We start from the raw sequence: 22,513 nt of genomic DNA on the forward strand, positions 1-22,513 counted from the left end.
AAGCGAAACATGCCCGCTCCCACCATGTCCTGTCTGTGCCGTGACTGCCTCTCGACGTTCGATCATGGCCTGCGTTGCCCCAACTGCGGGCGGCCGCGGGTGTTGTCGCATCCCGAGCTTTTCACCCTGTCGATTGCGCATATGGATTGCGATGCCTTCTACGCTTCCGTCGAGAAACGCGACAACCCAGAGCTGCGCGACAAGCCGGTGATCGTCGGCGGCGGCAAGCGCGGCGTGGTGACTACCGCCTGTTACATCGCCCGGATCAAGGGCGTGCGTTCCGCCATGCCGATGTTCAAGGCGCTCGCACTTTGTCCGGAGGCGGTCGTGGTGAAACCGAGGATGGACGCCTATGTGGCCGCCTCACGCGAGATCCGCGATATGATGGCGGAGCTGACCCCGGATGTAGAACCGCTGTCGCTCGACGAGGCGTTCATGGACCTCACCGGCACCACGAAACTGCATGGTCATCCCCCCGCCGTCATGCTCGCGCGCCTGGTGAATCGGATGCGCGACGAATTGCATCTCACCGGCTCCATCGGCCTGTCGCACAACAAATTCCTCGCCAAGATTGCCTCCGACCTCGACAAACCTCGCGGGTTTTCGGTGATCGGCGAAGCGGAAACCATGGATTTCCTTGCCAACAAACCCGTGAGCCTGATCTGGGGAGTCGGACGGGCCACACAGGCCGCGCTTGAGAAAGCCGGGATTCGCACGTTCACCGATCTCAGGCGCTGGGAGAAAGACGATCTGCATCACCGGTTCGGCGCAATGGGCGACCGGCTCTGGCATCTGGCGCGCGGGCAGGACAGCCGCCGCGTTTCCGCTCATCGCCCGGTGAAATCCATCTCGAACGAGACCACCTTTTCCGAAGACATCGGAGCCGCCGACCTGCTCGAAGGTCATCTTTGGCGGCTGGCGCAGAAGGTCTCGGACCGGGCCAAGGCGAAAGACATCGCCGGACGCACCGTCACGCTCAAACTGAAGCGTGCGAGCCATGCCACCCTGACCCGGCGCGTGACCCTGCATGAGCCGACGAATATCGCCGACCGCGTCTACCGCACCGCGCGCGATCTGATGACGCCCGAACTGCCGCAGGGGCCTTTTCGGCTCATCGGCGTCGGGATTTCCGAACTGGGCCCTGCCGATCAGGCCGATCTCTCGCCCGATCTGCTCGATCCCGACGCCACCAAACGCGCCAAGGCCGAGCGTGCCAGTGACGAGATTCGCCGCCGTTTCGGCACGGATGCGATCATGAAAGGTCGGGCGCTTCGGTAAACCGGCACGTTATTCGGCGGCGAGCGGCAGTCCTTCGATCCCGATCTCCGCAATCGAACGTGCCGCCGCAGAGATACGGGTCCGCAACGCCGGAAAATCGGAGCGCGGTACAAGTGTGCGTTCGTTCATGTAGAGAGAACGGTCGATCTCCACCTGAATCGCGTGGCACCGAGACGAGGGGCGCCCGTAGTGCTGCGCCACATAGGCGCCCGCGAAGGGCACATTGCGCGAGACGACAAAGCCCTGCGCCCGAAAGGCCGCCTCCACCGCCGCAACGATCCCCGGCGCCGCCGAGGCCCCATAACGATCACCGATCACCACCTCGGGTCGCTTGCCCCGCGCAGTCCGGATCGCATTCAGCGCTTCGCGTGGCATGGAATGACAGTCGATCAGAATCGCCTGACCGAACAGCGACCGCGATTCGTCGAGCACCGCCTTAAGCAATTCATGATAGGGTCTCCAGACCGTGTCGATCCGCGCCTCGGCCTCCGCCCGCCGGATCTTGCCCCGGTAAATGCTGCGCCCCCCGGCCACGACCCGCGGAACGACACCAAGCCCGGAGGCAATGCGCGGATTGAGCCCGACACGCGCCACATCCTCGACCAGCGCGGGATCGAGCTCATCGGCACGCCGGTTGAGATCGACCCAGGCACGGGGATAGACAGCGGACAGGAGCACGGCCCCATAAGACGGTACATCGGAAAACAACCGATCCACATAGGCGTCCTCGGAAGAGCGCAACTGCAAGGGATCGAGCACGGAAGCCGCAATCATCTCCGCCGGATAGTCGCGCCCGCTGTGCGGCGAAGCAAAAACCACGGGGGAGCGCCTCCGCTCCGGTCTTTGCAACAGATAGGGCGCTTTGCTCATCGGGGCTCCTTTTCCTCAAAAACTATAGACACGGAAATTCTCTGCCAAAAGCCCTTGAACAATCACCCGACTCCTTTTATACGCTGCCGGACTGACGCGGGAAATGCCCCGCGTCTTGTTCTTTACGCTTCGAAGCGTGATTTGCAAGACGTGGAAATCCCGAGGAAGAATGGGCGTATAGCTCAGTGGTAGAGCACTTCGTTGACATCGAAGGGGTCACAAGTTCGAACCTTGTTACGCCCACCATTCTTCCAAAGTCGACTGGTTTTAACAGGCGCACGCAGGCGCCGCGACAAGGAGAAGAACATGAAAGTTCGCAACTCGCTCCGCTCGCTGAAAAACCGGCACCGCGACTGTCGCGTCGTGCGCCGCAAAGGCCGCGTGTACGTGATCAACAAGACGCAGCGCCGCTTCAAAGCCCGTCAGGGCTGAGCTTCAGCAGCGACTACAAAAAAAACCGCCCGATTTTCGGGCGGTTTTTTTATGTCTGCGCTCAGCATGGGATTGGGCGCGCCCCAAAGGGCACGCCCGCAACGCTCACTTCGACACGTCGATCAGAATCTTGACGTGTTCGCCAGAGGCATCGAGCAAGGCGTCGAACCCTTCGGTCACAGCCTCGTCCAGCACGATTTTCCTGGTCACGACTTTCTCCGCCGGAATCGCACCCGACGCGATCAGGTCGATCACTTTCGGCCAATACGACGTCGGATAGGCCCAAGCGCCGCGCACATCGACATCCTTGAAGGTCACGTCATGCCAATGCAGCTTGCTGTCCTTGGTGTGCAGCCCCACCTGAACGATCGTGCCCTGTTTGCGCACGGCCTGAAGACCGGTGTTGAGCGCGGCTTCGTTGCCCGAGGCCTCGATCACTTTGTCACAACCGACGCCCCCTTCGGTCCGGGCGCGAATCTCGGCTACGACATCGTCCTTCATCGGGTTGAAGGTGATCACCTCAGGCAAGATTTCCTTCGCCATTTTCAACCGGGTTTCGTTCACGTCCGAGAGGAAGATCTTCGTCGCGCCGTAAGCTTTCGCCGAGAGCATCGCCAGCATCCCAATCGGACCGGCGCCCGTCACAAGCACGCTGTCGCCCGCCGTCACTTCGCCACGTTCACAGGCATAGACGGCCACGGCCGTCGGCTCGACCAATGCGCCCTCTTCCCAGCTCATGTTGTCCGGGATTTTCACCGCGTTGTAATCGTTGACGATAGCGGCTTCGGCCATGCCGCCGGACATCCAGCTCAGACCGACAAGCGCCAGATCTTCGCTCAGATGAAACAGACCGCGGTCGGCGAAATAATCGCCCGAGCGCGGCATCACCAGCGGCTGCACCGACACGCGGTCGCCCGGTTTCACATGAGTCACACCTTCACCCACGGCGGTCACTTCGCCGCTGAACTCGTGGCCCAGAACCTGCGGAGCCTGTGCCTTGGTGAAAGGATGCGGCTCGACCGGCACGAAAATCGGCCCGGCGACATATTCATGCAGGTCGGTACCGCAGATGCCGACATATTTGTTCTTGATCGCAACCTGCCCGGGCCCCGGCTGGGGAATATCGTCAATCTCTTCGATGCGAAGGTCTTTCGCGGCATAGAATCTGAGAGCTTTCATGGGGGAGGTCTCCTTTAAAATTCAATCGGCCTCTGCCGGAGGCGTCGTGCCGCGACAGAGCTGCGGGCTGTCGTACCATCTGTGCGATCTCTCTGCCCGCTGCCTCTTACCTAAGGTTATATCCACAAATGAAAACGTGCATCGCCGCACACAATTCTGTGTAAAGCGAGCCATTGCCACACCTGCGAACAAAAAAGCGCCACGCGGTAGCGCAGCGCCTTGCCGTTTCGCCTTAAAGCGCTCTCACACCTTGCGGTAAATCTCGTCCTCGATCTCGGAGGTATCCACGCCCAGGCTTTCCAGACCGTCCTCCAGATAGTCGGCCAAAAGAGGAATGCCCAAGAGGTATTTGTCGGTCGGCCCGATGGCTTCCTGTTTCGCAGTCTCGAACGCTTCGGCGTAATCGTCGAAGGTCTCGCGCCCGATCCACATGATCGCGACAAGTGCGGCTTTCTCATCCTCGTTCAGGCCACGAATGAAACTCTGCAACTCGCGCCCGGTCCCGTCGGACGGGCGGGATTCGAGGATCGTATCGCCATCTGCATCGTCGGACGGCGTGTCCCAACGACCGACTTTCGCCCCAAGTTCGCGCGCACGCACGATGACATAGGCGACTTTGTGCGGGCTGATATCCATGACAGGGGTCCTCCAATAATCTGATTGAGTGTGCATCTTACATGCGTTTCAGCACATGACCTAAGTCAAAGAGTCAGGTTTGAGAAGGGGCGTTCACGATTTCTGCACAAGGGTCGCGGGGGCGACGGAGGGCGCATCCGGCGCCAGTTCCTCAAAATCGAAATTGTCGAGACGATGCGCGCGCTTGCCAGCCTTTTCGGCAGAGATCTTGATGTCTTCGAGGTCTTTCGCCGCCTGTCCGAAATGCCGGTCGAGATTGCCGACGCGGGTGCCGAGACGCTCGACATCGCCGTGCAAAAGCGACAGTTCCTTACGGATCGCCCCGGCCTGTTCGCGCATCCGTGCATCCTTGAGAATCGCCCGCATGGTGTTGAGCGTCGCCATGCAGGTGGTCGGCGAGACGATCCAGACACGTTTGTCGAAGCCTTCACGCACAAGCTCCGGGAAATTGGCGTGAAGCTCGGCATAGACCGCCTCGGACGGCAGGAACATCAGGGCCCCGTCCGCCGTTTCGCCTTCGAGGATGTATTTTTCGGAAATATCGGCGATGTGTTTTCTCACCGCCTGACGCATGAGTTTGGCGGCCTCGTTCAACTCCCATTGAGTCTCCGCACGCCGCAGCGCCTCATAGGCCTCCAGCGGGAATTTGCTGTCGATGGCAATCGGTCCCGGCGGGTTCGGCAGGTGGATCAGACAATCCGCCCGCCGCCCGTTCGAAAGAGTCGCCTGTAAACTATAGCTGTCCTTCGGAAGCGCCTTGCCCACGATATCGTTGAGCTGAATCTCCCCAAACGCCCCGCGCGTCTGCTTGTTCGACAGGATGTCTTGCAACGACAACACATTGCCGGAAAGCTTCTCGATATTGGCCTGCGCCTTGTCGATGGTCTCCAACCGCTCCTGCAACGCGCCAAGGCTTTTCGCCGTCCGCTGCGCCGAGCCCTGAAGGTTGACGTTCATCGTCTCGGTCACCAAAGCCAGCCGCTTTTCCATCAGCTCCAGCATCCGCGCCTGCGAGGCAACCTGCGCCTCCGACACATGGGTCAGGCCACCGGCAAGCTGTTGTTGTCCGTCGGAGAGCATCTGCACCCGCTGACCGAGCTGGTTCATTTGCTGCGCAATCGGCAAAGCCATTTTCGCCGCCTCGCCGGAGCGTTTCAGCACCACGATCAGCAGAGCGAAAAAGACCAGAAGCACCGCCCCGCCAATCACGGCGGCGAGCGTCAGGGGATCGTTGAAATCGAGTGTCATGTGCGTCCGAATAGCCGTTCGATGTCGGAAAGTTTCAGCTCCACATAGGTGGGCCGACCGTGGTTGCATTGCCCGGAATGGGGCGTCGCCTCCATCTCCCGCAAAAGCGCGTTCATCTCTTCGGCATGCATCCGGCGACCCGACCGGATCGAGCCATGACAGGCCACGCGCGACAGAACCGCTTCAATCCGGGCCTGAACCGAGAAACTGTCGCCCAGATCGGAGAGCTCATCGAGAATGTCCTCGATCATCGCCTTGGCATCAACGCGGCCCAGAATGGCGGGCGTCTCGCGCACCGCAATCGCGCCCCCGCCAAACGGTTCGATGCCGAGGCCAAGCTTGGCAAGATCGTCCGCCATGTCCAAAAGCATCTGCGCATCGTTCACGGAGAGCTCAACAATCTCCGGGATCAAAAGCGCCTGCGCCTTGACGCCGTGCTCCGCCATCTGATGTTTGAGTTTCTCGTAGACCAAGCGTTCATGCGCCGCGTGTTGATCGACGATGACGATGCCACGCTCGGTCTGGGCGATGATGTAATTCTCATGCACCTGCGCCCGCGCCGCGCCCAAGGGCAAAGCCTCGGTCACGGGGGCTGCTTCGATCTCTTCCATCCGCGCCGAGGGCACAGACATTTCCGCGAAACCGGGCGTTTCCATCGGCTCCGCGCGCTCCGGCGCTTGCCAATTGTAGCTCTGCTCAATCACCCCGGAGGACGGCCGATAGGGCACAGAATAGCTCTGCGACGGGCGGTCCATCTGATAGACGCGCGGCTCGGTGACCTCCGGGCGCATCGCGCCCAAGGTCGCATTCGCCACCGTGGTCGAGGCCCGATGCCCAGCCTCCGCCAAAGCATGACGCAGCGCCGAGACGATCAGCCCGCGCGCGATCCCCGGCTCGCGGAACCGCACTTCGGATTTCGCGGGATGGACGTTGACGTCGACCAGATGCGGATCGCAGTCGATGAACAGACAGGCCGCCGGATGTCGGTCCCGGGACAGGAAATCGAAATAGGCCCCCCGCAGCGCACCGACCAAAAGCTTGTCGCGCACAGGCCGCCCATTGACGAAAAGATACTGCGCCACTGCAGAACCGCGCGAATAGGTCGGCAAAGCGGCATAGCCCGTAAGCGTCAGCCCCTCGCGCTCCGCATCAATCGCCAAAGCGTTCTCGGCAAAATCCTTGCCCAACACGGTCGCGAGCCGTCCATGCAGCGCATCGAACATATCGCCGCTCTCGGGGTCGGCGCGGAAGGTCACCCGGCCTTCGCCACCGCCCGAGACATCGCGGAGCGTAAATCCGACATAGGGCTCGGCCATCGCCAGACGCTTGATCACATCGGAAATCGCCTGCGCCTCCGCCCGGTCGGTGCGCAGGAATTTGAGGCGTGCGGGCGTGGCGTAAAACAGATCGCGCAGCTCAACGACCGTGCCGCGCGAGAGCGCCGCCGGTTTCACCGGCTCCGCCTTGCCACCGGACACGGACATGCTGACACCCTCGCCGCCCTGCACGCGGGAGGTCAGTTTCAACCGCCCGACCGCACCCAAGGACGGCAAAGCCTCGCCGCGAAAGCCAAACGTATGAATGTCGAGCAAATCGGACCCGTCGATCTTCGACGTCGCATGGCGCGACAGCGCCAAAGGCAGATCCTCCGCACTCATGCCACAGCCATCATCACTGACCCGGATCAGCGTCTTGCCGCCGTCGGCATAGTCCACTTCGACCCGCGTCGCCCCTGCGTCGATGGCGTTTTCCACCAGTTCCTTGACGGCGGAGGCGGGCCGTTCCACCACCTCACCGGCGGCGATACGGTTGATTGCGCCCTCGTCGAGCTGACGAATGACGGGACGGGGCTGATCCTGGCTTATGTTGCGTGCGGGAGAGTTCATGACACCAGAGGTAGCATGGACCCTCCCGATTCGACCATGAGGAAATCTCAGTTTGTCTGAAGCCCTTCGGGCGATCCGACCACGACGAAGGTCAGGGTCTCGGGGTTATAAAGCCGCTTGATTACCCGGTTCACGTCCTCAAGCGTCACCGCATTGACCAGATCGTTGCGGGTCTTGATATAATCCGGCGACAGCCCGTCCATCTGCATCCCCACAAGGATGCGGGCGATCGTGCCATTGCCGTCGAAGCGCAGCGGGTAGGCCCCGGTCAGGTAGGTCTTGGTCAGGTCGAGCTCTTCCTGCGTCAGCCCCTTATCGGCGAATTTCGCCCATTCGTCCTTCACCACATTCACCGCCTCGGCGACGACCTCATTGCCGGAGGAAAACTGCCCGAGGATCATCTCGGCATGATCGAAAGACACGAGGTAGGAGCCGACACCATAGGTCAGCCCGCGTTTCTCGCGCACCTCTTCCATCAGCCGCGAATCCCCGTGACCGCCCAGAACCTCGTTGGCGACATAGGCCGGTATGAAATCCGGATCGTCGCGCTTGATGCCTTTCTGCCCGAAAAGCACCACCGATTGCGGCGTCTCGAACGGCACCACCGTCAGCCCGCCCATCAGCGCCGGTTCGACAGTCTCCGGCAGCGCCGCTCCAGTCTCAGGCAGATCGCCCAGAAGATCGTCGAGCAGGCTGGCAAGTTCCTCGGCGGTGATATCGCCCACCGCCCCGACATAAAGCCGGTCGCGGGTCATCACCCGGTCCTTGGCGGCGAACATATCCTCGGGCGTCAGCCCCTCGACACTCTCGAACGTGCCGTTATCGTCGCTGCCATAGGGATGCGCACCGAAAGCCATTTTGTAGAACACTTCGGAGGCGATATCGCCCGGATCGGTCGCTTTCGAGCGCAGGATCGAGGCCACCTGCCCCTTCACCCGCTCCACCGCATCGGCGTCGAATCGCGGTTCCATGATCGCCTGACGCAAAAGCGCCATGGCCTCGTCCCGGTTCTCGCTCAGGAACCGGGCGGAAACGCTAACGGTATCCATGCTGGCGTTAAAATTGAAACTGGCGGCCAGATCGTCGCGCGCCTTGGCGAAACCCTGCGCATCCATCTCGCCTGCGCCCTCTTCCAGCGTCGCCATCATCAGATTGACCTCGCCCCGCTTGCCCTCGCGATCCAGCGAGGTGCCACCACGAAAGCGGATTTCCAGTGCGGTGAAGGGGATGGAATGTTCCTCCACCAGCCAGGCCTTGATCCCGCCGGGGGTCTCCACCGTCTGCACATCGACGGCGGCCTGCACCGGCAGGGTGAACCAGATCAGCGCCACCAGCGCCGCAGCAAAGCGTTTCATCCGTCCGCTCCTTCATTCATTTCGGGCATCAGCCAGCCGGTCACGGCGCGACGGCGGTCGAACACCTCATGGGCGGCGGCCATCACATCTTCGGGCGTCACCGCCTGAAGAATGTCCGGCCAGGCCTCAATGTCCTCAAGCGACAGGCCCAGAGCGAGTTCCTCGCCATAGCGGCGCGCCTGGCCTTCGACATCGTCTTCGGCATAGATCAGATTGGCGCGCAGCTTGGTTTTCAGCCGTTCGAACTGGTCGAGGTCGATGCCATCGGCGATGAATTGCGCCACGGCGGCGTCGAGCGCATCTTCCGCCTCCTGCATCGGCACCCCCGGCGAGGGCACGATCACCAGACCGAAGGTGGTATCGTCAATACTGGCCCCGTCGTAATAGGCCCCGGCATAGATCGCGGTCTGATCCTCGAAGGTCAGTTTGCGCGCAAGATAGGAGGTCGTGGAATTGCCGCCCAGAAGCGAGGCGAGAATTTCGAGCGCAGCGGCTTTGGTCTGATCGCCGGGATCGCGTTCCGGGGCGAGATAGCTGCGCATCACCGTGGGTTGCGCCACCCGCGCGTCCGTCATGGTCATACGCCGTTCGGCCAGTTGCGGCGGCTCCTGCGGGCGCACCCGCTCGCCCAGACCGGGCGTCGGCTCCAGCGGGCCGTACCACTCTTGTGCCAGCTTATAGACCTCATCGGGATCGACATCGCCCGCCACCACGAGAATGGCGTTATTCGGCGCATAATAGCGGTGGTAGAAATTGAACGCGTCGTCGCGTGAAAGCTGTTCCATTTCCTGCCGCCAGCCAATGATCGGAATGCCGTAGGGATGGTTGAGATATTGCGCCGCCCGCGTCTGTTCGCGGAACAACGCGCCCGGGTCGTTGTCGATCCGCTGATTGCGCTCTTCCAGAATGACCTGACGCTCGGTCTTCACGTCGTCCTCGGTCATCTCCAGATCGCGCATCCGGTCGGCTTCCATCTGCATCATAAGACCCAGACGGTCGGCCGCGACCCGTTGATAATAGGCGGTATAATCCCACGATGTGAACGCATTGTCCGAACCGCCGTTCCGCGTCACGGTTTCCGAAAGTTCACCGGCGGCGAGATCGTCCGTACCCTTGAACATCAGATGTTCGAGAAAATGCGCGATGCCGCTCTTGCCCATCGGCTCGTCGGCCGCGCCGATCTTGTACCAGACCGTATGGGCCACCACAGGCGCGCGGTGATCTTCGAGCACCACGACCTCCATGCCATTCTCCAACTCGTAATGGCTCACCTCGGCAGCAAGTGCCGGGGAACTCAGCGCAATCAGCGCCGCTGAGACAGCGTATTTCATGAAAACACCCTTGTGCGTCAGTATTGGCTTACTGTTGCCGCAAACGGCGCGCAGGACAACAGGGGCTGACGCGGATGTGAAGCAAAAGGATCGGGTTTGGCAAGGGGCGTGGCGTCAATCATGACGCTTTGCCAGTGCCCTTGGTCCTTGCCCGAGGCTCACTTCTCCGGCGGAGCGCTCGGCACCTTGACGCCAAGGGCGCGCAGGCGCAGCCATTCCTCATAGGCGTCGAGCGCAAAACGCTTGTAAGCGCGCTCGTAGCTGCCCCGGCCTTTGCGCTTTTTCGCGTCCGCTTCGGCCAGCTCCGCCCGGATCGTCGGATCGACGCCATATCGCGAGGCATAAGTGACGATGCCGCCATCGACAGCGCCCGTCGGCACACGCCCGCCCAGCGCGACAATCGCGTCCGCATTCGGCGTCGCATCGGTCAGGTTCGCGCCGCCGGGCGTCGGCACCGGCAGGCTGCTGTAGCTCGCGGGCTCCTGAAGCGGCTTGGCCGGAACGACAGAAAACTCATCGGGTCCGGTTTTCACCTGATTCGCCATGCGGTCGCGAGACTGGCCACAGGCCACAAGGGCACTCAAAGCCATCAGGCACAAACCCGTCCGGAGCACATTCGAGACCATGAAAACCTTCCTCCGCCAAATCGCGTCAGAGCATGTGTAGACGATGGGCGCGCCAAGGTCACGCCCGGTTTTTCGTCTCCCCGGTGAAAAGGATGAGACCGAAAGCCCCGGCAAAGATCGCAATATCGGCGACATTGAAAGAATAGGGGTTGGCAAACCCGCAACAGGACATGTTGAGGAAATCCGCCACGGCGCCATAAACGATGCGGTCGATCGCATTGCCCAGTGCACCGCCGACCAAAAGCCCCGCGCTGATCTGACCCAACGTGGAAAACCGTTCGCGACGGACCCAGAACATGACCCATGTCGAAATCACCACCGCCAGGGCCACCCAGCCCCAGCGCAGCAGATCGCCATGACCGGACAAAAGCCCGAAATTGGCGCCCCGGTTCCATGCCATATGGAACACGAGATAGGGGGGCAGAACGTCGATCTGCCCCACCTCTTTGAGATTCATGCCCTGGACCACGGCCCATTTCGAAAGCTGGTCGATCACGAAAGTGATCAGCGCTGCGAGGATCGTGGTCCGCATGGTTTGACCTTAGTGACGGAAGTGGCGCATGCCGGTGAGGACCATGGCGAGACCGGCCTCATTGGCGGCGTCGATGACCTCTTGGTCGCGCATCGAACCACCCGGCTGGATCACGCAGGACGCACCGGCCGCAGCGGCTTCGAGAAGACCGTCGGCAAAGGGGAAGAAGGCGTCGGAGGCCACAGCAGAGCCTTTGGTGAGCGGCTCCGGCAGGCCCATGGCTTCGGCCATACGCTCGGCTTTCTTGGCGGCGATCAGCGCGGAATCGAGACGCGACATCTGACCGGCCCCCACGCCAACCGTGGCTTGGTTTTTCACATAGACGATGGCGTTGGATTTGACGTGCTTCGCGACTTTCCACGCAAACAGCAGATCTTGCATCTGCTCGGGCGTCGGCGCTTTCTCGGTCACGACCTTCAGATCGTCCACGCCGACAAAACCGGCGTCTTTATCCTGGAACAAATAACCGCCCGCAACCTGACGGATCGTGTTCGGCTTCGCCAAAACGTTCGGCAGGCCTTCGGTGGTCAGAAGACGCAGGTTCTTTTTCGCGGCGAAAATCTCTTTCGCATCGTCGGTGGCACCGGGGGCGATGACGACCTCGGTAAAAATCTCAACGATGGCTTTCGCGGTCTCCGCATCGAGCACCTGGTTCAATGCCACGATGCCCCCGAAAGCCGAGGTGCGGTCGCAATCGAAAGCGTTGTTATAGGCCTCCAGAAGCGTCGCGCCCTTCGCCACACCACAGGGGTTGGCGTGTTTGATGATCGCCACAGCCGGCGTCTCCGCCGGATCGAACTCGGCGACCAGCTCAAACGCCGCATCGGTGTCGTTGATGTTGTTGTAGGACAGCTCTTTGCCCTGATGCTGCACAGCGGTCGCCACACCCGGACGCTCAGAGCCATCGACATAGAAGGCCGCCGACTGGTGCGGGTTCTCGCCATAACGGAGCGTCTGTTTGATCTGACCAGCAACCACACGACGACGCGGGGCCACTTCGCCAATCGCGGAGGCCATCCAATTCGACACGGCGGCGTCATAGGCGCCGGTGCGGGCATAGGCAATCTGGGCCATTTTCTGGCGGAAAGCGTAGGAGGTCTGGCCGTCGTTGGCGTCAAGCTCGGCGATCAGCGCATCGTAATCCTCGACATCCACCACAGTGGTGACAAACCCGTGGTTCTTCGCCGCCGCACGGATCATCGCCGGACCACCGATGTCGATGTTCTCGATCATCTCGTCATAGTCGGCCCCGCGGGCCAGAGCGGCCTCGAACGGGTAGAGATTCACGATCAACAAATCGATCTCACCGATGCCGTGCTCATCCATCGCGGCCACATGTTCGGCATTGTCGCGCAGCGCCAGAAGCCCGCCATGCACACGCGGGTGCAGCGTTTTCACACGCCCGTCCATCATCTCCGGGAACCCGGTCACCTCGGAGACGTCTTTCACATCGAGCCCCGCCTCGCGCAGCGTCTTCGCTGACCCGCCGGTGGACAAAAGCTCGACCCCCTTGGCGGCCAGCGCCTTGCCCAGATCAACAAGGCCGGTTTTGTCGGATACGGAAAGAAGCGCGCGCTTCACGGGATAGAGATCGGTCATGGTGGCAGTCCATCTTTGTGGCGGTCAGATCAGGGTCTCGTCGTCCATCTCAAGATCGCGGAGCGTCGTCGGCGTCTCCTGCGCCTTGGCCAATGTCCAACGGACACGGGTCGCATAATCCATTGCCGCCGCAGATAGAACCACTTGTTTCGCCGCACGCGGCTTTAAGCGGTTTTTTTCGAGGTAAACCGAGCGTTCAAGGCTCATTTTCGCGCGACCGTCATGGCGGAACACCCAAATCTCTCCGGATTTGAGCGCCAGAGACACCGCAGCCCCCCCCATGTCGATCTCCGCATCCACGTCCGGATGGAGATGAAACCGAACTTGAAACGGGATGCCCTGAAGCTTGAGCTTGTCCATCATCCGGTCGAATTGCCGCTCGTCGGCTTCGGTGATCGTCGCCAGAGTGTCCTCGCCCGCGATCCCCCGCCCGTCTTTCGACAGCTCGATCTGGCGGATATGGGTCAGCCCGTGGGTGCGCCCGTAGCCGTTGTGCCCAGCCACAAACCCGCCGCCATCCTCACCGGCGCGCAACTCAAGCCGCACGTCATTGGGCACATCGACCAACAACTCGCGCAGATGCCCGCCAATCATCCGCTTGGCACCCAGACGGGACGAGGAGAACCCCTCGATCCCCAGAGTCGAATGCGACGGCGTCGCCCTCCCGGCCCGCCGCCAATCGGCCCCGAAACTGCCGCCCGCGCCGCAATTCACGATCAGGGGACGCCGCCCGGAGGTCAGTTCGAACGCCAGCGTCGAGGCATGGGCGTTGAACGAGGCCTCCACCCGTGGCGGAACAGCGGCATCGACGATGATCGAAGTCCGCCCCGCCGACAGCCGTAGAAACCCCATATGAAGTCCCTGCCCCGGCGGCGTCTTGTTACCAGAGGCCGCCAGCGCATGATCAAGCCGCCCTTCGGCGCCACGTCCGCCACCATGAAACCGCGCCAGCCCGCCATCGGAATGGCGCAACGCGCGCAATGTCGGCGCGATGCGTTCGATCGCCGCCAGATGCGCCTCCTCGGCGATCCGCCCCGCCTCTGACAAGGCCGCAGCCGCCCATGTCAAAAGCGTGAAAACCTCCAGAAGCTCTTCGGGATTGCGGGTCGGAATACCGCCTTCGAGGTCGATCTCGCTCTCGCATTCCTTCGAGAGCGCCTTCACCGCCGGCGCGACATGCTCCTCCATGCCGACAAGCGACAGCCCGGCATAGATCAACCCCGTCAGCGCCTCGAACCGCGGCAAGCCGGGGCTGGCCGTCTGCCAACGCCGCGCGAGAAAGATCGTCTGCTGCCCGAGCGTTTTATAGAAGGCGTTCGACACCTCCGTTTCCTGCCCCGACAGGAAAAACAGCGCGTGATGGATCCAGCGAATGAGCCGCCGCCCGGTCAGATCCGGCGTCCAGCCCGGTCCCTTGCCGCGCGCATAGCGCTCCATCCAGCCCTTGATCCAATCCTGCGCCCGATGCCGCGCGTTGTAATCGCCCACGGCCGCCAAATCATCGAGCCAGGCAAAGCCATGAATTTCTTCGACAAAACCGGATGCGGGCGCCTCGATGTCCCAGATCGAGGCATTCGGCGCCTCGACCAGATATCCGGCAAAAAGGAAATTCCCGCCGATCAACTGACGACCACGTGCAAAGGAGCCGATGGATTTGGGTTCGGGTTGCGAAACGAATCCCATCGCGGGTTTTGCACGCGCCACACGCAGCGCATGAAACCGGTTCATGCGGCGGACGTTCTTCGCGCGCCAGTCCTCGCTTTGCGACATTGCCTGCCCCAGCCTGTCGGTTCGTTTTCGTTGTCCGCGAAGATAGCGGGCACACCCCGGGATGTCATCGGGAAATCCCGGGCCGTCATCCCCGTCGAAGCACCGTGATGAAGAATCCATCCATCCCGCCACGGTCCGCCCAGTAATCCGGACGGGTGCGCAGCCCCTCCGCGCCGATCCATTCCGGATCAATGCCGGGGATCTTGAGCGCGTCGAGATCGAGCCTGAGATCGGGATGTCGCTCCATCGCGTCGCGCACCTGTTCCTCGCCCTCGTCGATGAGCAGAGAACAGGTGCAATAGACCAGCTTTCCACCGGGTTTGAGCATCCCCAAAGCCCGGTCGATCAGATGTTCCTGCAACTCGAACAGCCCCGGAAAATCCGAGCCGTCCTTGACATGCGGCAGGTCCGGGTGCCGCCGGATCGTCCCCGTGGCGGTACAGGGCGCGTCGAGCAGGATCGCGTCGAAATCCGCCCCTTCGTATTCCAGCGCATCGCCGATGGCGATTTCCGCCGACAGACCGCAGCGAGCAAGGTTTTCCTGCACTCGACTCATCCTCGACTCGGAGATATCGAGCGCCGTGACCTCGGCCCCCATGGCCGCAAGCTGCATCGTCTTGCCACCGGGGGCGGCACACATATCGAGAATGCGCGCGCCCTTTTCCGGCGCAAGGATTCGCGCAGGCAGGCTGGCGGCAGCATCTTGCACCCACCAATCGCCCGTCTCGAACCCGTCCAGTTTGGTGACTTGCACCGCGCCGCTCAAACGCACCGATCCGGTCGGCAAGACCTCGCCGCCGAGCTTTTCGGCCCAAGCCTCGGGGTCCTGTTTGACGGTCAGATCAAGCGGCGCACCCTTGGCCTGCGCCACCTCCATCGCGCTGACTGCCGCCTTGCCGAAATCCGCCACCAAAGGCTTGCGCAGCCATTTCGGCAGCATCGGCGCGGGCAGCGTGCCCCATTTCGCCTTTTCCCCGTCGATCTTGCGCAGCACCGCATTGACCAGCCCTTTGAAATGGCTCGATTTCGGGCGCTCCTGCATCAGCGTGACATAGGCGTTCACAACCCCATGCGCGGCCTCGCCCATGGCGCAAATCTCGAACACGCCGAGACGCAGCGCATCCATCACATGCGGCGCGGGACGTTTGGCAAGATGCGGCCCAAGCATCCGGTCGCAGCGGTCGATGACGCGCAGAGCTTCGGTCACCAGACGCTGCGCGCGCGCACGATCCTCCGGTGACAAATCCTTAGTTCGCTGCAACAGCACTTCGGACAGGAGCCGCTTCTCCACGAGAACGGCATCCAGAAGGGCCAGAGCGGCCCGGCGGGCGGCAAGCCCCGCAACATCGGATGATCTTGTTTTCATAGCTCAACCCCGTATATCACAAGGCCAAGCCGGACAAGATCATCCGAAAGGAGCTTCCGATGAGCGACGACACTCCAAAGACCCCCGAAATGCGCGACATCTCCCACCTGCCCGCCGCCGCCCAGCGCGCGCTGGCCGAAGCGGAAGAGCGGCGCAAAGCCCGTGAAGAGGCAGTCAAAGCCATGCCCACCGAATTGGGTGGACGCGACGGGCCGGAACCTGTGCGCTATGGCGATTGGGAGAAAAAGGGCCTCGCCATCGACTTCTAAAGAAAAACCCGCGGAAATCCGCGAGTTTTGTTTTGAGTATTTGGGCCAAGAAAAAGATCAGAGGCCCAGCACGTCGAGCATATCGTATTCGCCCGGCTTCTGCCCCTGCCCCCAAAGCGCGGCTTTCAAAGCACCCTTGGCAAAGAGCGAACGATCCGAGGCGACATGGCGCAGAATGATCCGCTCGCCTTCGCCTGCGAACATCACATCATGCTCGCCCACGATGTCGCCGCCACGGATGGAGGAAAAGCCGATGTCGCCTTTCTTGCGCGCACCCGTGATTCCGTCGCGACCCGAATCGCGCACCTCTTCGAGCTTCACGCCACGGCCTTCAGCCGCAGCCTCGCCCAGCATCAATGCCGTGCCCGACGGCGCGTCCACCTTGCGGTTGTGATGCGCTTCGATGATCTCGATGTCGTAATCGGAATCCAGCGCGGCCGCGACCATTTTCGTGAGCTTGGTCAAAAGGTTGACGCCCAGAGACATATTGCCCGCACGGATGATCGTGGCGTGACGGGAGGCGGCTTCGATCTTTTTCAGTTCTTCGGGGCACATGCCCGTGGTGCCGATGACATGGACGCAACGTGCCTGCGCCGCCAGCCCCGCGAATGCGACCGTCGCGGCAGGCGCGGTAAAGTCGATCACGGCCTGCGCCTTGGCAAAGGCTTCCAGCGCATCGTCGGTGACAGTGATCCCGATCGCCGTGCCACCCATGGCTTCGCCCACATCGCGCCCGACCCAATCGCTGCCCGCGCGCTCGACCGTCCCCACGAGTTTGCACTTGTCCGAGGCCAAAACGGTTTTGATCAACATCTGGCCCATACGGCCGGACGCACCGGTGATGACAATGCCGGGAAGCTCGCTCATGTTCTGCACTCCTAATTCAGTCGCGCGAGCTTTAGCGCGGCCAAGCGGATTTGGCAAAGCCCGCTTGCATGAAAGGCCAATCAAGACTATCTCGCGCCTATGGCAAAACGTTCTCATTCCGGCGGACCTTCGGGTTCGCATCGCACCCTTCGCATTGGCGAGGCCATTCGGCGTCGTCTGTCCGAGATGTTGTCCCGTGGCGAAATCCACGATCCCGATCTCACCGCGATGTCGATCACGGTAGGCGAGGTGCGTGTGACCTCGGACCTGCGGATCGCGACCGCCTATATCCTGCCGCTGGGCGGGAAATCGGCAGGCACCGCTCTGGAGGCGCTGCGTCGCAACAAGGGTGAGATTCGCCATCAGATCGGCAAGGCGCTTGGGATCAAGCATACGCCGGAGCTGAAATTCGAGTTCGACGATACGTTCGACCGGATGGATGCCACGCGCATTATGTTCTCTGACGAACGGGTTCAGCGCGACATTCATCACGACGACGCATCCGACGAAGAAGAATAACGGAGACATTCAATGGCCCGACGCAAAAAGGGGCGCGCAGTTCACGGTTGGCTGATCGTGGACAAGCCCGCTGGCATGACCTCGACCTCCGTTGTCAACAAGGTACGCTGGGCGTTCGACGCCCAGAAGGCGGGCCATGCCGGCACGCTCGACCCGGATGCGACCGGCGTTCTGGCAGTGGCCTTGGGCGAGGCGACCAAGACCGTGCCGTTCATCACCGAAGCACTGAAATGCTACCGGTTCTCGGTCCGTTTTGGGCAGGCGACGAACACAGACGATGCCGAGGGCGAAGTGATCGCCGAGAGCGATACGCGCCCGACGGATGCACAGATTCTCGATGCCCTACCTCAGTTCGAAGGCGACATCATGCAGGTGCCGCCGAAATTCTCCGCCGTGAAGATTGACGGCGAACGGGCCTATAAGCTGGCGCGCGACGATGAAGAGTTCGAGATTGCCGCACGGCCGCTTTATGTCGAAGAACTGAAATTCGTCGAGCGCGTCGATGAAGATCACGCGCTCTTTGAGATGACCTGCGGCAAGGGTGGCTATGTCCGCGCGATTGCCCGCGATCTGGGCGAGGCTTTGGGCTGTTTCGGCCATGTCGAATGGCTGCGCCGCGAATGGTCCGGACCCTGGGATGCCGAGGACGGGATTTCCATCGCCGAGATCGACGAAATGGCCAAGACCGAAGCGCTCGACGCCTATCTGCGCCCGGTCGAAGAGGGCCTGTCCGATCTCGACGAGGTGATGTGTACCCCCGAGGGCGCAACGCGCCTGCGCAACGGCAACCCAGGCATGGTCTACCCGGCAAACGGGGTGGAATACGGCGATGAAGTCTGGGCCTCGTTCGAGGGCAAGCCTGTGGCAGTCGGCATCTACAAATCCGGCGAATTGCACCCGTCTCGGGTGTTCAACCTCTGACCGCTTGATTTCACCGGGCAGAGCGGCCATTCAGAGCGCATGATCACACGCACCCATACCAAGGGCGATGCGCCCTCCACCGCCGTCTATTCCGATTGCGAACGCTATCGTTACTCGCTGGTCCGGGTCTGGGAGCCGGAGGGGCGCAAGGCGCTTTTCGTCATGCTCAATCCCTCGACCGCCACCGAAGTGCAGAACGATCCCACCGTGGAACGCTGTGAACGCCGGGCCCGCGCCCTTGGGTTCGGGTCGTTTTGCGTGACGAATATCTTCGCGTGGCGCGACACCGATCCGAAGAAAATGCGCGCAGCAAGCGATCCGGTCGGGCCAGAGAACGACGCGGCGATTCACGACTGGGCGCTCTGGGCGGATCAGGTCGTATGCGCCTGGGGCACCCATGGCGCGCATCTGGACCGGGGCGCCGAGGTCGAGCGGATTTTGCGCGGCACCGGACGCGATCTCTATCACCTCGGCCTCTCCAAAGCCGGACACCCGAAGCACCCGCTTTACATTGCCTATACGCAGCAGCCGGAACTCTGGCCCTGATCAGGCGGCGGAAAGCGCCGTGGGGCTGATCTCGACCACGATGTCGCCCAAGGTCACGTCGGGTGAGCCATACAGCACCGCCACCACATCGCCATTGACGATCACTTGGCTCGACAGCCCGTCGGCGGTCTGGCTCACCTCGACATCGAGCGTACCGTCATAGCTTTCACTCGGGTCGAGCGTCACGCGCAGCATGTCCTCTCCCTCGTTGAAATCGGTGATCTCGGCATGGCCGACATCGGCATTGGCATCGTAATAGAGCCAGAATTCATCGGCGCCCGCCCCGCCGGTCGCGGTATCTTCCGCATCCATCAAGAGCGTGTCGTCACCATCGCCGCCATACAGCGTATCGGCCCCCTCATCTCCCGAGAGCACATAGGACGATCCCGCGTCATTCCCGGCATAGATCACATCGTCGCCCGCACCACCGGACAGGATCGCCGTGCCATCGCCGCCATAGATCGTATCATTGCCTGCGCCCGCATCGACAATCGCCGCATCGTCGCCGGTCGCGATCACATCGTCGCCCGCCCCGCCGGTCACGATATTCAGCGTGCCATCGGTCTCTATCGTCGGCAGGCCGTCTTCATCGAGAGTCAAGGTCGCATCCGTGCCGCCCTGCATCACGTCATCGGCCAGAACCAGCGTTTCTCCCTGATCGCCCAGCACATGCTCCACCGTGTCACCGGTCGGTGCACCCGTTGCCATATCCTCATCCCCCTCCGGCGTCAGGACATCATCTTCCGGATCACCCGCGGGACCGGCCTCGTCAGGGATGCCCGGATCGTTCACCGCGAGCACGTAATCATTGGGATCGCCGTCAGGGCCGGCCTCGTCAGGGATGTCGGGATCGTTCGGGTCGATCGCTCCGAAATCGCCCAGTTCGCTCAGGGCATAGAGCGTGCTTTCCCCGGTTTCGGGGTCCAGCACTTCGACGGAGATATCGCCCACCGGAAGGGTGTCATGACCGAGGAAAGAGAGGGTGGTTTCATCTTCATCCGTGGCATAGGACAGGCTCGTACCGATCTCATTGCCCGCCTCGTCGGTCAGCGGTTCGACAATGAAATCCCCCACCAGGCCATCGGCCAGCGTCAGCGTGACATGATCCTCACCTTCGGTGAAACCGGAGAAAAGCGTTTCGCCGGACCCGCTCGCAACCGCGTAATCCTCGCCCGCATCCTCCGCCCCCTCCACGTCGGAAAATGTTTCATCGTCAGGAGAGGCCTCGGAACCGTCATCGGGCAGATCGGCTTGCGTGTCGCCGCCCAAGGCGTCAGTCAGCACGTCCCCCTCACCGGGGGCATCGGCGGCCTCATCGGCTGTGTCATCCTCAGGCAGATCGCTCTCTGTCATGGAAGAGGCGTCGGAATCGTCCCCGATCATCGCCACCTCGCTCAAAGCGAGTGCGGCAGGCACAAGTCCCAGCAATGCAAAAGCCCATAACATGTGCCCACACCTCTAATTCACACACCCGCATGAATAATACTTTTTTGAGCCAAAAGGGGAAAGAAAATCTCGAGAAAATTTTATCTAAACAACTGTTAAGAAATGTTAATTTTCAATATTCAAAAGCTTTGCAAAAATCATGGTGCACATCTTCGGTCAAAATTCTTGAATCACGGCTTTTGGACAAAGACCGGACGTCCTATGAACAGCATATGCGCCCGCCTTCATCGGATGTGTTGTCTGAAGAGCCGGATGCGTGAGCAGAACGGGTGACTCGCAGGGATGGGGCAGGACATGTCGGACCAGGAAAACGAGCTGTCGCAGGACATCAGAGCGCTGACGGAAGAGATCGACCGGCTCAACAATCACAGGTTCATTCGCATCCAGAATTCCAAATTGCGGATGATGTGGTTTCAGTTCCTGCGCGGGCTGGCTTTCGGCTTCGGCTCGGTCGTCGGCGCCTCCATCGTGGTGTCGATCGTCGGCTATATGCTCAACCAGATGGAGGTTGTGCCGATCATCGGCGACTGGGCCAAGCAACTGGCCGGCGAGATCCTGAGTGAAACGCAGCGGGTCGAGACCGGACAGTAGACCGGACAACGACCGGAAAAAGCTTTCTTTTTCAAAAGAATCCGGTTAAACGCGCGCATTCCCGAGCTATCAGCGCCGGGAAGATTCTCCAAGGGCCCTGCTGGACGACATCCCGGCTTGCGCCATAACCCTTTGTTTTCGAAAGGAGACCCCGATGTCGATCACGGTTGAAGAGAAAGCCCGCCTGATCAAGGAATTCGGCACCAAAGAAGGTGACACCGGTTCCCCCGAAGTTCAGGTTGCCATCCTGTCCTCGCGCATCGCGACGCTCACCGAGCACTTCAAAACCCACAAGAAAGACAACCACGGCCGTCGTGGCCTTTTGATGATGGTCGCCCAGCGCCGCAAGCTGCTCGACTACGTCAAAGGCAAAGACGAAGCTCGCTACCAGTCCCTCATCGAGCGTCTGGGCCTGCGTCGCTAAGCCCGCGGCTGCGCCAAGGCGCACCCTCGTTATGTTTTTCAAAAGACCCTCTTCGGAGGGTCTTTTTTCATCTCGCAACGCTCCGCCGCCCTCAAATCAGCGGACGCTGTCCCACATCCTCTTCCTCGACCAACGCATAGCCCTGCAATGTCTCCCGGTCGAGTATCTGCAATTCGCCATCGCTCCAACGCGCAACATGGCGGCTGCGCAGCACGCCCAGCGTCTTGTTGGTGTGCACCAGAGACAGACCCAACGCGTCCGCCACATCCTGTTGCCGATAGGGCAAGGGCACGCGATTGCCTTTCGCCAGGCCAAGATGTTTCAACCGGTCAAACAGTTTCAATAGCGCCCAGGACACGCGTTCGAGCCCCTTGCGCTGACCGACCGTGACAAGGCTTTGCCCGAGAAACGCCTCCTCCGAGGCCGCCAGCCAGACAAGGTCATAGGCCCGCCCCGGATGGTTCTGAAACAGGCGCCAGAGATCGCTGCGCCGGAAGGTACAAAGCACCATGGGCGTCGTCGCCTCGACCGAATGCCCGGCCACGCCCATCACCCCGGCCTGAAGACCGACGAAATCTCCCGGCAGGATGAAGTTGATCACCTGACGCCGACCGTTCTCAAGTGTCTTGTAGCGTACCCCCATGCCGCTCAGAACGGTGTAGAGATGCGGCGTCTCGGAGCCTTCGATCTGAATCGTCGTGCCCGCATCCACACTCAACTCCCCACTTTTGAACCCTTGGGTAAAGCTCAGCTCCTGCGGCGAGAAGGGCTGAAAACACTCCTTCTGCCGCAAAGGGCAATTTTTACACTCGACGGTCACGC

The 22,513-nt window shown here is 61.5% G+C and carries 24 protein-coding genes and 1 tRNA gene; 10 read left to right on the forward strand and 15 right to left on the reverse strand.

Annotated features, from left to right (window positions below; translation table 11 throughout):
* Positions 1 to 24: 24 nt before the first annotated feature.
* A complete protein-coding gene (locus tag NH195_RS05915; protein WP_066704766.1) occupies positions 25 to 1,278 on the forward strand; it encodes a DNA polymerase IV in 1,254 nt (417 codons plus the stop codon).
* A gap of 9 nt (positions 1,279 to 1,287) precedes the next feature.
* On the opposite strand, the gene NH195_RS05920 is transcribed toward NH195_RS05915, so the two are convergent.
* Positions 1,288 to 2,148 carry an N-formylglutamate amidohydrolase gene (locus NH195_RS05920; RefSeq protein ID WP_066704532.1) on the reverse strand — a complete coding sequence of 287 codons (861 nt, stop codon included), beginning with the start codon at positions 2,146 to 2,148 and terminating at the stop codon, positions 1,288 to 1,290.
* Between the two features lie 171 nt (positions 2,149 to 2,319).
* On the opposite strand from NH195_RS05920, the gene NH195_RS05925 reads away from it, so the two are divergent.
* Together NH195_RS05925 and ykgO are read left to right on the forward strand one after the other, a co-directional pair.
* Positions 2,320 to 2,394 (forward strand) — tRNA-Val (locus tag NH195_RS05925).
* Positions 2,395 to 2,454: 60 nt separating this feature from the next.
* Positions 2,455 to 2,580, forward strand: a complete 126-nt coding sequence (gene ykgO, locus NH195_RS05930) for a type B 50S ribosomal protein L36 (RefSeq protein WP_005850168.1) — start codon at positions 2,455 to 2,457, stop codon at positions 2,578 to 2,580.
* Between the two features lie 105 nt (positions 2,581 to 2,685).
* Here the strand turns inward: ykgO and NH195_RS05935 are convergent, their stop codons facing one another.
* From NH195_RS05935 to NH195_RS05985, 11 genes are all read right to left on the reverse strand, one after another.
* Positions 2,686 to 3,759, reverse strand: a complete 1,074-nt coding sequence (locus NH195_RS05935; RefSeq protein WP_066704541.1) for a 2,3-butanediol dehydrogenase — start codon at positions 3,757 to 3,759, stop codon at positions 2,686 to 2,688.
* A gap of 243 nt (positions 3,760 to 4,002) precedes the next feature.
* Positions 4,003 to 4,395, reverse strand: a complete 393-nt coding sequence (locus NH195_RS05940; RefSeq protein WP_066704542.1) for a DUF3775 domain-containing protein — start codon at positions 4,393 to 4,395, stop codon at positions 4,003 to 4,005.
* Between the two features lie 93 nt (positions 4,396 to 4,488).
* Positions 4,489 to 5,643: a DNA recombination protein RmuC gene (locus tag NH195_RS05945; RefSeq protein ID WP_066704544.1), complete on the reverse strand. Its 1,155-nt coding sequence runs from the start codon at positions 5,641 to 5,643 to the stop codon at positions 4,489 to 4,491.
* Positions 5,640 to 7,529, reverse strand: coding sequence for a DNA mismatch repair endonuclease MutL (mutL, locus tag NH195_RS05950; RefSeq protein WP_066704546.1), 1,890 nt, complete (start codon positions 7,527 to 7,529; stop codon positions 5,640 to 5,642). Before mutL ends, NH195_RS05945 begins: the two co-directional genes overlap by 4 nt.
* A gap of 47 nt (positions 7,530 to 7,576) precedes the next feature.
* Positions 7,577 to 8,884 carry a M16 family metallopeptidase gene (locus NH195_RS05955; RefSeq protein WP_066704548.1) on the reverse strand — a complete coding sequence of 436 codons (1,308 nt, stop codon included), beginning with the start codon at positions 8,882 to 8,884 and terminating at the stop codon, positions 7,577 to 7,579.
* Positions 8,881 to 10,215, reverse strand: a complete 1,335-nt coding sequence (locus NH195_RS05960; protein ID WP_066704550.1) for a M16 family metallopeptidase — start codon at positions 10,213 to 10,215, stop codon at positions 8,881 to 8,883. Before NH195_RS05960 ends, NH195_RS05955 begins: the two co-directional genes overlap by 4 nt.
* 158 nt (positions 10,216 to 10,373) lie before the next feature.
* Positions 10,374 to 10,805, reverse strand: coding sequence for a DUF3035 domain-containing protein (locus tag NH195_RS05965; protein ID WP_155846087.1), 432 nt, complete (start codon positions 10,803 to 10,805; stop codon positions 10,374 to 10,376).
* 94 nt (positions 10,806 to 10,899) lie between these two features.
* Entirely contained in the window at positions 10,900 to 11,373 is a 474-nt protein-coding gene (lspA, locus tag NH195_RS05970; protein WP_066704554.1) for a signal peptidase II, read from the reverse strand.
* Between the two features lie 9 nt (positions 11,374 to 11,382).
* Positions 11,383 to 12,972: a bifunctional phosphoribosylaminoimidazolecarboxamide formyltransferase/IMP cyclohydrolase gene (gene purH / locus NH195_RS05975; RefSeq protein ID WP_066704556.1), complete on the reverse strand. Its 1,590-nt coding sequence runs from the start codon at positions 12,970 to 12,972 to the stop codon at positions 11,383 to 11,385.
* Between the two features lie 24 nt (positions 12,973 to 12,996).
* Complete coding sequence (locus NH195_RS05980) at positions 12,997 to 14,742, reverse strand: heparinase II/III family protein (protein WP_066704557.1); 1,746 nt, start codon at positions 14,740 to 14,742, stop codon at positions 12,997 to 12,999.
* An 85-nt stretch (positions 14,743 to 14,827) separates the two neighbouring features.
* Positions 14,828 to 16,108: an RsmB/NOP family class I SAM-dependent RNA methyltransferase gene (locus NH195_RS05985; protein WP_066704559.1), complete on the reverse strand. Its 1,281-nt coding sequence runs from the start codon at positions 16,106 to 16,108 to the stop codon at positions 14,828 to 14,830.
* 59 nt (positions 16,109 to 16,167) lie between these two features.
* Here NH195_RS05985 and NH195_RS05990 point away from each other — a divergent pair, with 59 nt between their 5' ends.
* Positions 16,168 to 16,377: a DUF1674 domain-containing protein gene (locus NH195_RS05990; protein ID WP_066704562.1), complete on the forward strand. Its 210-nt coding sequence runs from the start codon at positions 16,168 to 16,170 to the stop codon at positions 16,375 to 16,377.
* Positions 16,378 to 16,434: 57 nt separating this feature from the next.
* Here the strand turns inward: NH195_RS05990 and dapB are convergent, their stop codons facing one another.
* On the reverse strand, positions 16,435 to 17,244 hold the full coding sequence (dapB, locus tag NH195_RS05995) for a 4-hydroxy-tetrahydrodipicolinate reductase (RefSeq protein WP_066704566.1): 810 nt from the start codon (positions 17,242 to 17,244) through the stop codon (positions 16,435 to 16,437).
* A 99-nt stretch (positions 17,245 to 17,343) separates the two neighbouring features.
* Here dapB and rbfA point away from each other — a divergent pair, with 99 nt between their 5' ends.
* From rbfA to NH195_RS06010, 3 genes are read left to right on the forward strand one after another with little or no spacing between them, the layout of a single operon-like run.
* Complete coding sequence (rbfA, locus tag NH195_RS06000) at positions 17,344 to 17,763, forward strand: 30S ribosome-binding factor RbfA (protein WP_066704568.1); 420 nt, start codon at positions 17,344 to 17,346, stop codon at positions 17,761 to 17,763.
* A gap of 12 nt (positions 17,764 to 17,775) precedes the next feature.
* Positions 17,776 to 18,684: a tRNA pseudouridine(55) synthase TruB gene (gene truB, locus NH195_RS06005; protein WP_066704570.1), complete on the forward strand. Its 909-nt coding sequence runs from the start codon at positions 17,776 to 17,778 to the stop codon at positions 18,682 to 18,684.
* 39 nt (positions 18,685 to 18,723) lie between these two features.
* Entirely contained in the window at positions 18,724 to 19,230 is a 507-nt protein-coding gene (locus tag NH195_RS06010) for a DUF1643 domain-containing protein (protein ID WP_066704572.1), read from the forward strand.
* Here the strand turns inward: NH195_RS06010 and NH195_RS06015 are convergent, their stop codons facing one another.
* Positions 19,231 to 20,676 (reverse strand): calcium-binding protein, encoded by a 1,446-nt coding sequence (locus NH195_RS06015; protein ID WP_066704573.1) that lies wholly within the window; start codon positions 20,674 to 20,676, stop codon positions 19,231 to 19,233.
* Positions 20,677 to 20,705: 29 nt separating this feature from the next.
* Here NH195_RS06015 and NH195_RS21415 point away from each other — a divergent pair, with 29 nt between their 5' ends.
* From NH195_RS21415 to rpsO, 3 genes are all read left to right on the forward strand, one after another.
* The gene (locus NH195_RS21415; protein ID WP_162265851.1) at positions 20,706 to 20,936 is read left to right on the forward strand and encodes a hypothetical protein; all 231 of its coding nucleotides are present in this window, start codon (positions 20,706 to 20,708) and stop codon (positions 20,934 to 20,936) included.
* 34 nt (positions 20,937 to 20,970) lie between these two features.
* Positions 20,971 to 21,267, forward strand: a complete 297-nt coding sequence (locus tag NH195_RS06020; protein WP_066704771.1) for a DUF5665 domain-containing protein — start codon at positions 20,971 to 20,973, stop codon at positions 21,265 to 21,267.
* Positions 21,268 to 21,421: 154 nt separating this feature from the next.
* Positions 21,422 to 21,691, forward strand: coding sequence for a 30S ribosomal protein S15 (gene rpsO / locus NH195_RS06025; RefSeq protein WP_066704574.1), 270 nt, complete (start codon positions 21,422 to 21,424; stop codon positions 21,689 to 21,691).
* Between the two features lie 91 nt (positions 21,692 to 21,782).
* Here rpsO and NH195_RS06030 read toward each other — a convergent pair whose 3' ends face one another.
* The gene (locus tag NH195_RS06030; protein WP_238379703.1) at positions 21,783 to 22,484 is read right to left on the reverse strand and encodes a Crp/Fnr family transcriptional regulator; all 702 of its coding nucleotides are present in this window, start codon (positions 22,482 to 22,484) and stop codon (positions 21,783 to 21,785) included.
* Between the last annotated feature and the right edge of the window lie 29 nt (positions 22,485 to 22,513).

This window comes from Celeribacter ethanolicus (assembly GCF_001550095.1).
GTDB classification, from domain to species: Bacteria; Pseudomonadota; Alphaproteobacteria; order Rhodobacterales; family Rhodobacteraceae; genus Celeribacter; species Celeribacter ethanolicus.